Origin of the sequence: Dyella sp. 2HG41-7 (assembly GCF_021390675.1) — a bacterium.
GTDB lineage: Bacteria > Pseudomonadota > Gammaproteobacteria > Xanthomonadales > Rhodanobacteraceae > Dyella_B.
In genome coordinates this window covers 375435-387954 of record NZ_JAJEJV010000004.1, presented here as the reverse complement: position 1 = coordinate 387954, position 12520 = coordinate 375435, and the positions used below count along the sequence as shown (strand labels likewise).

17 protein-coding genes are annotated in these 12520 nt (G+C 54.0%); 14 read left to right on the top strand and 3 right to left on the bottom strand.

Features of this window, described 5'->3' with window-relative positions:
* Positions 1-12 precede the first annotated feature (12 nt).
* Together L0U79_RS03175 and L0U79_RS03170 are read left to right on the top strand one after the other, a co-directional pair.
* Positions 13-780 carry a hypothetical protein gene (locus L0U79_RS03175; protein WP_233840443.1) on the top strand — a complete coding sequence of 256 codons (768 nt, stop codon included), beginning with the start codon at positions 13-15 and terminating at the stop codon, positions 778-780.
* Between the two features lie 412 nt (positions 781-1192).
* Complete coding sequence (locus tag L0U79_RS03170; RefSeq protein WP_233840442.1) at positions 1193-1756, top strand: hypothetical protein; 564 nt, start codon at positions 1193-1195, stop codon at positions 1754-1756.
* Positions 1757-1909: 153 nt separating this feature from the next.
* On the opposite strand, the gene L0U79_RS03165 is transcribed toward L0U79_RS03170, so the two are convergent.
* The gene (locus L0U79_RS03165) at positions 1910-2404 is read right to left on the bottom strand and encodes a hypothetical protein (RefSeq protein ID WP_233843819.1); all 495 of its coding nucleotides are present in this window, start codon (positions 2402-2404) and stop codon (positions 1910-1912) included.
* Between the two features lie 849 nt (positions 2405-3253).
* On the opposite strand from L0U79_RS03165, the gene L0U79_RS03160 reads away from it, so the two are divergent.
* On the top strand, positions 3254-3607 hold the full coding sequence (locus tag L0U79_RS03160; protein WP_233840441.1) for a hypothetical protein: 354 nt from the start codon (positions 3254-3256) through the stop codon (positions 3605-3607).
* A 153-nt stretch (positions 3608-3760) separates the two neighbouring features.
* Here L0U79_RS03160 and L0U79_RS03155 read toward each other — a convergent pair whose 3' ends face one another.
* A complete protein-coding gene (locus tag L0U79_RS03155; protein WP_233840440.1) occupies positions 3761-4222 on the bottom strand; it encodes a GNAT family N-acetyltransferase in 462 nt (153 codons plus the stop codon).
* A 214-nt stretch (positions 4223-4436) separates the two neighbouring features.
* On the opposite strand from L0U79_RS03155, the gene L0U79_RS03150 reads away from it, so the two are divergent.
* From L0U79_RS03150 to L0U79_RS03110, 9 genes are all read left to right on the top strand, one after another.
* A complete protein-coding gene (locus L0U79_RS03150; RefSeq protein ID WP_233840439.1) occupies positions 4437-4844 on the top strand; it encodes a GFA family protein in 408 nt (135 codons plus the stop codon).
* A gap of 102 nt (positions 4845-4946) precedes the next feature.
* The gene (locus tag L0U79_RS03145; RefSeq protein ID WP_233840438.1) at positions 4947-5633 is read left to right on the top strand and encodes a DUF4386 domain-containing protein; all 687 of its coding nucleotides are present in this window, start codon (positions 4947-4949) and stop codon (positions 5631-5633) included.
* A gap of 42 nt (positions 5634-5675) precedes the next feature.
* Complete coding sequence (locus L0U79_RS03140; protein ID WP_233840437.1) at positions 5676-6500, top strand: oxidoreductase; 825 nt, start codon at positions 5676-5678, stop codon at positions 6498-6500.
* Positions 6501-6648: 148 nt separating this feature from the next.
* Positions 6649-6996 (top strand): hypothetical protein, encoded by a 348-nt coding sequence (locus L0U79_RS03135; RefSeq protein ID WP_233840436.1) that lies wholly within the window; start codon positions 6649-6651, stop codon positions 6994-6996.
* A gap of 63 nt (positions 6997-7059) precedes the next feature.
* Positions 7060-7293: a hypothetical protein gene (locus tag L0U79_RS03130; RefSeq protein ID WP_233840435.1), complete on the top strand. Its 234-nt coding sequence runs from the start codon at positions 7060-7062 to the stop codon at positions 7291-7293.
* 95 nt (positions 7294-7388) lie between these two features.
* Positions 7389-7739, top strand: coding sequence for a hypothetical protein (locus tag L0U79_RS03125; protein WP_233840434.1), 351 nt, complete (start codon positions 7389-7391; stop codon positions 7737-7739).
* A 534-nt stretch (positions 7740-8273) separates the two neighbouring features.
* A complete protein-coding gene (locus L0U79_RS03120; protein WP_233840433.1) occupies positions 8274-8708 on the top strand; it encodes a hypothetical protein in 435 nt (144 codons plus the stop codon).
* 106 nt (positions 8709-8814) lie between these two features.
* Entirely contained in the window at positions 8815-9726 is a 912-nt protein-coding gene (locus L0U79_RS03115) for a hypothetical protein (RefSeq protein WP_233840432.1), read from the top strand.
* Positions 9727-9792: 66 nt separating this feature from the next.
* Entirely contained in the window at positions 9793-10566 is a 774-nt protein-coding gene (locus L0U79_RS03110) for a hypothetical protein (protein ID WP_233840431.1), read from the top strand.
* A gap of 141 nt (positions 10567-10707) precedes the next feature.
* Here L0U79_RS03110 and L0U79_RS03105 read toward each other — a convergent pair whose 3' ends face one another.
* Entirely contained in the window at positions 10708-10920 is a 213-nt protein-coding gene (locus tag L0U79_RS03105; protein WP_233840430.1) for a cold-shock protein, read from the bottom strand.
* A gap of 847 nt (positions 10921-11767) precedes the next feature.
* Between L0U79_RS03105 and L0U79_RS03100 the strand changes: the two genes are divergently transcribed.
* Both L0U79_RS03100 and L0U79_RS03095 read left to right on the top strand, forming a co-directional pair.
* Entirely contained in the window at positions 11768-12136 is a 369-nt protein-coding gene (locus L0U79_RS03100; RefSeq protein WP_233840429.1) for a YkgJ family cysteine cluster protein, read from the top strand.
* A 78-nt stretch (positions 12137-12214) separates the two neighbouring features.
* Positions 12215-12364, top strand: a complete 150-nt coding sequence (locus tag L0U79_RS03095) for a hypothetical protein (protein ID WP_233840428.1) — start codon at positions 12215-12217, stop codon at positions 12362-12364.
* Positions 12365-12520 lie beyond the last annotated feature (156 nt).

Genomic DNA, 12520 nt, shown 5'->3' with positions numbered 1-12520 from the left:
GGAGACCCACTCATGCGTAACATCATCCGCAACAACAAGACGCTTTCCATCGCGCTGCGCGCCGGCGCGCTTGCGTTGGTCACCGTGGCAACGGCGAACGCGCAGGTACTTGGCGGCCGCGCCGGCGGCGGACTGGGCGGCGGCGTTCAATCCACGATGGGCCACGTGGGTGGCCAGATTGGCGGTAGCGCGCAGGGCATGGGCCATGTCGGTTTTCCCGATATCAACACGCAAGCCGCGCAACAACGCGCTGACCGCCTGCGCCAGCGCGCGGCAACGACGACAACGTCGGCGACGCATACCGCAGGTAATGCTGCAGACCAGGCACGTTCGGATGCTTCGACGGCAAAACGCGACGGCGAAAGCGCGATCGATCAGGCGCATAACGCCGGCGCTACCGCGGTGGCAAACGGACGCAACGCAGCCGATGCTGGCGTGAGTGCGACCAAGCAAACAGCTGCGGGTTCGGCATCGGCGATTGCTTCCGGTGCGCAGAACGCGAATGCAGCCGGCAGCGTTGCGGGTTCGGGCGCGGCTTCAGGCGGCACGCAGGCGGGTGAGCAGGCATCGCAGTCATTGAGCGGTGCGGCTATCGGTGGCAACGCCCACGGAAGTGCGAATGCTGCGGGATCGGCCTCGAATCGGAGTGCTTCGGCTACCACCAGCGACCAAGCTGACTCCAACGCACACGTCAGCGCAGTAAACGGTTCGTCCCGTGGCAACGTCTCCACGGCGGCGCAAACGAACGGCAATGCAAACGTCGACGCGAAGTCGCATTAACCGTAATCGGCTAACTACGCGTCAGTATTGTCGATACATCTGCAGAGCGCCCGACAGGGCGCCCTGCTTCGCACAGCATGAGAACGAACGACCTATCGCTCACGCAATGCCGCACCATCACGACGACCGCGGCGCTACTTGAACCCTGGGTTTCGCCAACAAAGCGGTCCCTTCTTTGGCAAAAACGATGGCGGCGACGCCGGCCGTTGGTTCCGCGATACGGGCCAGACCCATCGGCCCGCATTATGCGGATAGCGTGGAAACTAACGATCTCCATATTCCCGCCGCTGAAATCGAAGAATAGGCGCTGGCCATATCGGATCGGGGCTTTCATCATGCACGAACGCATTTTGATTCCCCTATGCGAATCGCTGTTTTCCGAGTAGGAAGACCCACGCATTCCGAGGAAATGATGGATATCGATAAACACGTGGCCGCGTCGCTTGGATTTCATACCACCAAATACATGGCGGTCGAGCGCGAGCGTCGATGGCTATGCAACGCGATACCCGAAGGGCTTGAGCTGCGAACGGAGCGCATCACGGATATCTACGTCACCGGCGCGCGTCTTCGACTCCGGCAAGCGCAGCCATTGTCGGGCGCCCCGGCCATTCTCCGACTGACCCGTAAAGCCGATGTGGATGCCTACACGCGACTTATCACGTCGATTTATTTATCCGATGACGAATTTCGCGTGCTTTCCAACGCACTCCCGGGAAACCGCGTGCAAAAGCTTCGGCATCGTTTACCCGAGGAGTCCGGCGTTGTGGTTGCCATCGACGAATTTGAAGGCGAGCTTTCCGGGCTTATTTTGGCGGAAGCCGAATTCGAATCGGCCGATCAACTCGTGGCTTTTCCAATTCCGCATTTTGCGAGCGTTGAAGTCACTGCTGACCTACGATTTACAGGCGTCGCGTTGGCGAGTTCCGGGCTCCCGCTCAACTTTTCCGAGCTTCTTGGGGCGAATACGGGCTAAGCAATAGTGTCTGCTTTCGACCTAAGCGGACATCTTTGATGGCCAGCGAAGAAGTTAAACCCGTGATCTTGAAGAGGAGATGGCGCGCTATGCAAAAGCATAGCGCGCCAAGTGCTCGCGAGCGCCATTGAAGCGCACCGGTGTGCGTATGCCTTATTTCTGATCAGCCCCGAGCTTTTCGCTCACGCCACCGCTGAACGGCGATGCGTCGCTGGTAACCAGGCAATTAAAAGCCTTGCCCTCGTTGAGAACCAGGATCGAGGACTTGGCGCCCTTGAAATCGGTGCCCATCGAGTACAGCACGTAAGTATCCGGCATTGCCGCAGGACGGAACGCGCCGAACGCGTACTGACCCTGAATGCCAAGCGGCGCCAGCTTGATCGTGAGTATTACCGGCTTGGTGGCTTGCGGAGACGGCAGCATCGACGATGCACTCATGATCATCGATTGTGGATCGACCGAATAACGCGTGCTGACCGTAATGCCCAGATAGCGGGAATTCGGCGAGGACACCTGCTTGCGGCAAGCGGCGATATCCTCCGGCTTCTGGTCAGGCTGCCCGGTCTGCAGCGTCGCGAACACGTGCGTCAGCCGGACTTTTGCCGTTCCGGTGACCGGTGCCGCGAAAGCAGCGTCCGTATAAGACATGGCAGCCAGCGACAACGCACTGCACGCCAGCAGGTAACCTAAACGATAATTTTTAAAGCGCATATGGATTCCTTCCTTGTTGAAGTGATACAGCTGATGGCTTTTATTTCGATGACATTCGAGCAATCAAAAGCACAGCACACTGGCTATCTCATTCATCCCATTAACTAAGGTTTGCACCCTGATCGAATCACCGAAGGCGCTTCACCCGTGCGATTCAAAAAAAGCCAATAGGCCATGCGGCAACAAAACGGGTGCGCAACTCACCGTCGATCGAACTACCGTTCGATTGCTGATAAAAAGCACGATGAAACGCACCAGCACGAAGCCAGAGAGTTAGTAAACCAATAGAAACACCAAAGGGACGCCAGAAAGCCCGACGGCCATGATGTGGCGCAGCGAATTGGCCGTTCCTGGCCGACGCAAATGAATTCCTGAATTCCCCGATACTTTTTCGAAACTATCACGCAACAATGTGGAAATGGCGTGAAGACCGATGAACGATGATTGCGCGCCTACGGTCAGCCGAATAGCCGGGAGTAGCGCCGTAGCGCCCCCTCGACATTGGCGCCGCCAATGTCGAGAGACATTCTAAATTGCAATGTCCGGGTAACTCGGACCAAGTGGGCGGCACTCTCAAACCGATACGCGCGATCGCGAAAGTTCACGACCGCACCAAGTCCTTTCCCGAGGAAGTTATAGCCGTTCCCGCGACGTATGTGGAAATACATTTGACGTATAACGTAATGTCCGCTTTTGACCCAAAGCGATCACTTCAGACCAGTCTAAATCCAACCGAACGCGCATGTTCTCAGGGTACAAAGAAACGTCTACACGAGGGATTGCTACATGACGTCGAGCCTTATCGCCATTTTGCCGTGCAATGATCTTGATCGTACCGAGGCGTTTTTCGTCCGGCTTGGCTTCAAGCGCGAGCAAGAAAGTTTCCAGGACTATCGAATGCTGACCGATGAATTCGGGGCTCAAATCCATCTCAATCAAGCTTCGGAAGGGTGGCTGGTGCCGGGAAGCAATCCATTTGGACTCTACCTCTACCGCAAGGATGTCGATGAGCTTGCGGCTGCATTTCGTGGTGAAATCGACAGCGATCCGAGCGACAAGCCGTGGGGCATGTATGAGTTCGCTCTAAATGCTCCTGACGACACGCTGATCAGAGTTGGGTGGCCGACTCGTCTCCGCTAACCGGAACTTAGCGTGTCATTACGAAAGCTCAGGCCATTCGTTATTCATCTCGATGATGCGGGATATGGTTTTAATTGCTAATGCCGCTTCCGACCCAAAGCTGACGTAGCGGGCACTGTCATTAAAGACGTCGGCCGCTTTGAAGGAACCTGATCATCTCGCGCGCTCTGCGACCTTCATCGTCATGATTTGATAATCGGATGGACCAAAGCCGTTTTTCATATACGCACGAATGGCCGCAGAATTGTCCTTATGAACATAGAGCCGGAGCTCAAGCGCATTGGCGTCTGCAGCTACTCGCCGGACCGTTTCGAGCAGCAATTTGATCAGGCCCTTTCCTCGGTGAGCAGGCTCGATGAACATGCTCTGTATCCACCAGTAGTAACCTGCATTCCAATCGCTCCACTCTTTAACGACGGAGACGCTTCCAACGACGACGCCGTCGTCCTCTAAAACCCAGTAGGTTGCATAAGCGTTGTCCTCCAAAGCCGTGAGCACGCCCACTCGGACATTCGCGCCGATTTCGGCGCCTTCCGCATCCCCGGCCTCGGCGATGGTGAACCGCACTAGCGTCTCAGTGTCGCTGACAGTTGCTAGACGAACGGAATAGCTCATCGATTCCTTCTCCTTGACGTTAGTACTCAAGCATTCTATTGGTTGAGTGCCATAACTTATGGCACGCCTCCGTGCCGGATTACTAGCCGGATTTCGGGCGAAATAATCCATAAAAACACATTATTTTTCGCGCCACCCAGCCAGTGCTCGCGAATGTATAACCAGACACGCACGTTCGTCTGTTCGGTCGTTAGGTAGCAAAGGAAGTTTCAATATGACTATTCCATTTACCGGCGGGTGCGCATGCCGGGCGATTCGTTACACATGCTCGCTCAAGCCCGTCGCGATGCTCAATTGCCATTGTCTGGACTGCCAGCGTTCTAGTGGCGCACCATTCGCATCGGGCTTCATTGTCGCCACCTCGGGTATGGCGATTGCGGGCGCGCCTAAAACTTATTCGGTTTGTGCGAGCAGTGGCGCTGTCGCAACACGCAGCTTTTGCCCTCAATGCGGCTCCCCATTGTTCACGAGCGGCGACGCTAACCCGGATTTCATGTCCGTTCGTTTTACTACGCTGGACAATGCTTCGGAGTTTCAGCCGACGCTGGACATTTGGACAGCCAGCGCGCAGTCGTGGGTTTGCCTTAATCAGGCCAATCCACATTATCTTCAGTTACCTTAATTCAGCGTTTGCGGAAACAAGGCTTGGGTATTGCGTCGCCCCATTGAAACCACAACCCAAACCCGACGCTTTATGGATCCGTTGCGTGGGAGGATCGATCCGATGAATGCATTGCAGGCCCGCCGTCTCGCTGCTTTCGCTGGTGTGTTGGTCGCGATTTCGATTTTTGCCGGCGGCTTCGCTGAAGTTTATGTACCTGGCAAATTGCTTGTCGCGACCGATCCGATGGCGACGGCTAAAAATGTCGCCGCGTCGGCCGCGCTTTTTCGACTCAGCTTTTTGGCTTACTTGATCGAAGCGCTCTGCGACATAACGCTTATTTGGATTTTCTACCTGCTTCTGCGACCGATAAGTTCCGCGTTATCGCTGTTGGCGGCATTTTTCGGAATTGTTTCCACCGCGACGTTCGCCACAAGCGAACTTTTTTACTTTATGGCGTCGGTGCCTGTTCTGGATGGCGCGGTGCAAAAGCACTTTACGTTCGACCAAAGCGCTTTGTTTATTTATTCGGCATTGACGTTATACGGTTATGGCGGAACTGTGTTTATGGTTTTCTACGGCGTAGCGACCGCGTTGCGAGGATACCTGTTCTATCGTTCGCCATGTTTTCCAAAATGGATCGGCGCGTTGCTTCTGCTGGCCGGGGCGTGTTTCATTGTCAAAAATGTCTTGGCCGTCGCTTTGCCGCAATACGATTCGGATTTTCTGCTGGCGCCCACATTCGTAACGATGATTGCCTTGGCCGCTTTGCTGTTGTTCAAGAGCGACTACTCTCGATGGCGTGAGTAATCAGAAATGCTGGATGGCAGTCTAGATACGCGGAGTTTATTCATGACGAAGAAAAACTGGTTTGTTACGGGGGTCTCGCGCGGGTTTGGACGCTCACTTTGCGAAGAACTTCTCCGTCGCGGCCACACGGTGGTTGGCACCAGCAGAAACGGCGCCTCCGGCCCGTCGCATCAAAATCTATTTGAATTGCCGCTGGACGTATCGGATGAGAAGCAAACGCACGATGCGATCGCCAAAGCCATCACCAGGGCGGGTCGTATCGATGTCGTCGTCAATAATGCCGGCTTCGGTCTCGTGGGCGCGGTCGAGGAAGTTTCCACCGACGAAGCCAGACACGTGTTCGAAACCAATTTCTTTGGCACGTGGAATGTCATTCGCGCGGTGCTTCCGCACTTTCGCGCCAATCGAAGCGGACATATTGTCAACTTCTCCTCGATTGGAGGCATCACCGGCTCGATGGGAAACGGTCTCTACAATGCCTCGAAGTTCGCGGTCGAGGGTTTGTCAGAAGCGTTGGAGATCGAGCTGAAGCCCTTTGGCATTGGCGTCACCATCGTCGAGCCCGGCTATTTCCGCACGGATTTCCTGTCCTCATCGTCGATCAAACAAGCTGCGAAAATGATCGATGATTACGCGCAAACCGCAGGGGTCATGCGGCACGCGGTCTCTACTCGGAGTGGCACGCAATCGGGTGACCCCGGTAAGGCGGTCGCGGTGATTATCGATGCGATCGAGTCGAATGCCCCGCCACTTCGGCTCCCCCTGGGGCCGGATGCCTTTTCGCGCATCGAAGACAAAATCGCCCGACTAAAGCAAGAAATAAATACTTGGCGGCAGGCGGCATCGGATACGCAATTCGATTCGTGACGAATATCCGGTAGTTGAGAGCCCGCAGCCAGCTTCACGACTCACGTTGAAGCCATAAACCAATACGTAGACGATGATGTACGCTTTCGATGCGGAGCAGATGCGCAGCATGTAAGACCAACGATCTCGATACGGCGAGGGAACCGATATGACACCCGAGAGCTTTGTTTCAAAACTCAACGCTGCTGTCGTGGAGGAGAACAACGCAACCTATCGCGCCATTTTATTGAACACCGACCCCAGTAAGGCATCCGACCCCTATTGGCAGCGCGTACTAACGGTCTTCAGCGACCTGACCTCCGATCAACGCGAAGTGCTTATTGAGCTGACCCGCCAGGTCGCCATCGATACGACCGCCAATGTGTTGGGCGTTATCGATGGAACGTGTGCATTGGAAGGCGCCGACGGTGAATTCCGATTGACTTATGGCGCGCGAAATCTTGCAGGCGAGTTGCAGAGCCTGTTCTTGGAGCGGGCTGAGCACTTATCTCCATGACGTCCGCTCTCGACCCGAAGCGGACAGTTTTTAAAGGGGGCGTGATGGTTGGTCGAGAGGAATATGGAACAAATTAGTGCCAACTTTTTCAGCGGCGATGCCGGCTGGTTCTGGCTTGTATTCGGCGTCATCGCCTTAGCCGGCGGCGTGAAGGGCGTGGTAAAGCGCGAAGTGCGAACCAGAAGCAAGGGCGGACATGTGACGCACTACTCCGGAAGGGACGCAGTGATTTATGGCTGGGTGGGTATTCTGATTGGCGCCGCTGCGCTGATTTTTGTTGTTGTCAAATTGATCTGAACTAACCGCATCTTGGCTAGTTCATCGGCCAGCTCTCGTCCGCTTTCGACCCGAAGCGGACATGCCACCCGAGTCAACGTATTGAGGAAGCGATCATGTTGGGTAGCGAAGAAGAGAACACAGGTAATTCACCCATTCGCACATGGGTGATCAATATCGCACTTATCGCCGGCTTCATCGCTATTTGCTATGACAAAGCACATCCACATTTTTTTGAGCGACTATTAGGTAAGTCGGGGATTGATATGCTTGGAATTGGCTTTTGTGGCTATCTCGTATTCACAGCCATATCGGGAGTCCGCAACGGCGCTATTTCAGGGACCACCGTTACTCAATGGAAGCGGTCGGAGAACGCCCCTGTTTTTTGGATGTGTGTTGCCTTCAATGGTGGGATGGGTAGCATCTTAGGTGTTGGTCTAATTGGCGATCTCCTGGGTTTGTGGTGATTCCGTTTGTCGCATGTTTGTAAGGACATCGGATTCACCTATCGACCGGCTGAATCCGCAACCCAAAGCGGACATTGCAATGATGAGTTGACTGTATTTAATAATGGTGACGTTTATCACTAGCCGGAGGAAGGATGTCCACGGTATTTCCGGACTTTAAGCGAGACGGATTCTTTCTTGATAACGCTGTGAAGCTTGCTGAAATTTATCCGTCAACCTATCTCATCCCATCCCCTGAACGTCGAAATTCTTTGCGGCAGGGGGACATCGTAAAATTGTCCTTTAGGTTCGGTGAACCGAGCGGATCAGGAGAGGACTACGACACCGAAAGGATGTGGGTGGTAGTCGTAGAGCGGGTGGGTGATCATTGGATTGGCGAGCTAGACAATGACCCAAAATACAGTTCAAAAATCTCTTCGGGTCATCGCCTCCACTTTCACCCGGATCACGTCGTTGACATTTGGCTGGGCTGACTGAGTAGCAAGGATGGTCCGCTTTCGACCCGAAGCGGACATGCGACAGGGTATTTCCGTCATGAACAGCGTTTGGCGTTTTGGGATGATTTTCGCAGTCATTTTTAGTTTTTTGTCTTCAGCCGCATCAATGGCAGCTCCGCATTCACACGCCTATAGGCTCTTTTTTCCGCACCTGGCGCTTAATCAGGATGAGCAGATAGAGGGCTTCAAGGTGGTGATACCTTGCGGGCACATCGAATCAATTGTCGGTATTCCACCTGACTGGAATATCGAGGTTACGAGGGCAATTTCCGAAGTGGAGGAACTTCACGCTTCGGCGGGCCATGGGGCTTCTTATGTTCGACAAATGGATGAGTTTAACGGTGTCATACGTGTTGTCTCGACTTCAGACGACTGCTTCACCGTGTCTAGCGAAATAACAGTAGTTTTTGACAATGAGCGAGTCATTAAGCTTTCTCGGAAGGAACTCACGTTGAAGCAATCAGGCACCTAGTGGTTCGAAAACCGTAGACGAACTCGCCGTTACCGAGATCAATGTTTGATGTCGGCTTTCGACCCAAAGCGGACAAAGAAATGGAAATCAATATCGGGCGTACTCGATGGCAAAGCTAAGCATCGCGATTCGTGCATTTCAGAAATCCATGGCCCACTGGGGTGCTATCGAATACCTACTACTGCTCGCAGTTTGGGCTGGTTTGTCGACGCCGTTTTATCTTCATGGATGGGGCGTCCTTTCTGCTCTGAGTCTGCCTATCTTTCTTGCAGTAATTATCGGGCTAACCTACGTCGCCAGTCGTTTCATGGGACGAAGCGCAATTCCGGAACCGGCGCTAAAAAACCGATCCGCGATTCGGCGATTTCCCGCAAACGACAGTATGGGCATTGAGTCGTACTTCGCTGACGTTGATACCGGTAAATATTCCGGTTTGCTTCAATTCGAGTTGAACCTAATCAAACGGGAAAGCGCCGAAGCCCTCACCGGGACATTTTCTTCCCACCCCATCATTCGTTTACTTGATGGGTTTGTGCTCGACGATCCGGAAACAAGCAATCACCATGTCCTGCTATGCCATCATCCATTCGAAGGGCAAGTTCTGAGCTTGTCCCATGACGGAGATTCACGCGTCGTCTTTTCCAGTCTCTCTGAACTACTCGTAGCTGCAAAGGAAACACAAGCACGCCAAATTTCCCTGTCTGAGCTACATCCAGATGTGTCGCCCTGCGCCAGCGATCAAGGCGCTCTCTCGCACCTAATTGATAGCCTCATCGAAGGAACTGCCGAGGACGCCGATGTCGCCCTGGCCCTCATACCCTCCATGGATTTGTCGGATACCAAGCTCCTCGAAAAGCTTGCGACGCATGAAAACTTCTTCTTTGGTGAAGCCGTAGCCATTGAGATTGCCAAGCGTCCATCTACCAAACTAAGGTCGATAGCACTGATCTGCTCAAATCACTCCCATGTCCAGGCTGCCGAGGCGGGGGAGAAAGCACTTGGCATGATCACCGATTGAATCAACGTGTTCGACAAGACGTCTGCTTTCGACCCAAAGCAGACATAGGAACTAAGGATAGGGATCATGCGAAGGGAGCAAATAGCAAAGAGACTATTTGAGGTGATCTTGGCAGCCATCGTTCTCGCCGGAATTTTCCTCGGGGCTTTGTTCTTAGCCCAAAACAGTTTGATTTACCCTGCGCCACCTGCATCAGCCCCTTGGGGCAAGCTCGTTGTTGAGCGGCCCGACATCACACTTCACGGATGGATTGTCCATCCCGAAGCAGACTCTGCATGGGTAGTGTTTGGGGGTAATGCATTAGCGTTGAATCCCGTTGGGGACGAATGGCGTGACTGCACAACCCGCGCGATATATTTGATGCCATATAGAGGTTATGAGGGACAGGAAGGATCTCCCAGTGAAAAAGCCTTGGTCGCTGATGGCATCGCGCTCGTTAGACAAGTCAGGGAAACGCATCGCACCGTAGGCATCATTGGTATCAGTCTAGGTACTGGAGTTGCGACACAGGTTGCGGCGCAGGCGCAGCCGGACCAGTTGTTGCTGGTGACCCCGTATGATCGTTTGGATCTTGTCGCACGCGATCACTTTCCGTACCTGCCCGTGCGACTGCTAATGAAGGATACGTACAATAGTGCTGCTGCGGTTGCGCAACTCCGCGGAGTGTCGGTGGCGGTTTTGCAGGCGGACCAAGATGAAATTATTTCATCTGCACGCACCCGCGCCTTAGTGGCGGCGCTTCCAAGCGGGCCGACTAGGTGGTTACATGTGCCCACGTCACACAATGGGGTGTGGGAGCGACCTGAGCTCTGTAGCTTCGTAAGGCAGGGGGCTAAGTAGAGTGCGAATGAGCCGGTAAGGTCCGCTTTCGACCCGAAGCGGACCAAACTGAAACAGTCAATTTTGTCGGTTTAACGAAGCAATACGCCCGGCACAGAGCCAGGCGTATTGTTCTGGGAAGGGGCGCGGGGGCGCGCCGCTTCAGATCACGTGGACCTGCGAAGCTTGCAGTCCTTTCTGGCCCTGAGTCACGTTGAAAGAGACCTTCTGACCTTCGGCCAGGCTTTTGAAGCCCTGGGACTGGATCTCACGGAAATGCACGAATAGGTCATCACCGCCTTGGTCGCGGCTGATAAAGCCAAAACCCTTGGCGTCGTTGAACCATTTTACAGTGCCGGTTTCTTGCTGAGACATGTTGTTTCCTAGTAACGAGTAAAGCCGCGCTCGGCGGATAGGCTGGTCGCAAGGAGACTGCGAGTGCACGGTGTAGTGAAACCGCTAACTACCGCATCGGCGGGTAATTCAGGGTAACCCTTGAAACTCAGCACGCGCACAATAAAGGCCGTCGACGCAGATGGCAAATTAAGATCTAGTCGCCAATGGATTTGTACGTTGCGTGCTCTCCTCCTTGAGAGACGCTTATCCACGAAAAAGGGATGCTCAAAGAGTGATTATCTGGGCAAATGCCGAATTTGTTGCGTATAGCCGACTTTCTTTGGCGTCATCACGCACCGGGTCACCAACCGCGTTTAGGAAGTTTGTTGGCGACCTTGGGGTCCGACGGCGCTTTCCCAGAGTGTGATGGTTCGCGCGCAAAACGATTCGTTTTCCCGAACTTATGAGGTTGCGCGGAGTCGAGCGTTACTTTTTGGCCGGAGTAAATGGAGTGAATGGCGGCAGCCGTTAGGGGCTTAGTGGAATCGCTCATGTGGGTGTCCGCAGCGTGGGTAAGTGCATGAACTGTACTCTCTATTTATAGGTTGCATACGTCAAATAGCAGTTCGGGCTATTTCTAGATGGTGCGACTTCACAGTCATTCGTGCGGATTGTCCTTATTAATTTCAATTCCGCGTTGTCGATACGAGGCCCTGCTTGGCGTTCATGGTGTACTATGGATGGCGATATCGCTCTTACCATTCTTTCGCTCCGCGCAAGCATTTGCGATGACAATTTTGCCCGTCATCTCGGGCACCAACCACCTCTGCTAGGAGGGCAGTGTTCGGGAGCATTGATGTGACGCCGCTCCCACCATTGCGCAGGCATGACTTCATCTAATGAGTCCACAAAAGGCAAAGCGCAATGCTCGACATGTGACGCGGTGTGCTGTCGCCTGACGGTTTTTCTGGAGCCTGAAGACAATGTTCCAGCTCACTACATGGCACGAGGTTCGCAAGGACACCTAGTCATGGCTCACGGCGCTGACGGGTGGTGCGTTGCCATGGATCGCGCACAGATGCGTTGTGGAATCTATGAGAATCGTCCGGCCGCTTGCCGTCGATTCGCGATGGGTGGGCCGTATTGCAACGCCGTACGCGCCGACTATGAAAAGCGTCGTGGCAAAGTCGAAGTAGCGGAAATAGCTGCGGATGGGAACCCTGTTTTTGACGAGACCAAAGCAACCCTTGAGTAATAAATAGGGGTCGCCATGCGGTAAAAAAGCATCATTGATCGTCGTTCACAACTTTACTGACTAAACGAGACAACGTACTTGGCAAAGCCAAACTATTCATTTGAAAAGCGCCAGCGCGAACTGGCTAAGAAGAAACAACAAGACGCGAAGCAAGCGAAGAAGAAGGGGGCGCGCGACAACGCAAAGCCAACCGACGCCCGACGAGATCCGCCCGAAGGCTATCTGTGATGGGCTCCATCGCGCGCATCAGCGTCCTGGTAGGGAGATGAAGTGCACCTTGATGTAGGGATGTGTCTTCACAGCCCGATGAAGCGGAAATAGCGCGTGCGTTGGCGACGCTTCGAAGCTCTGGGCCGCACTCCTTTGAGAGTGTTGCTTGATTGG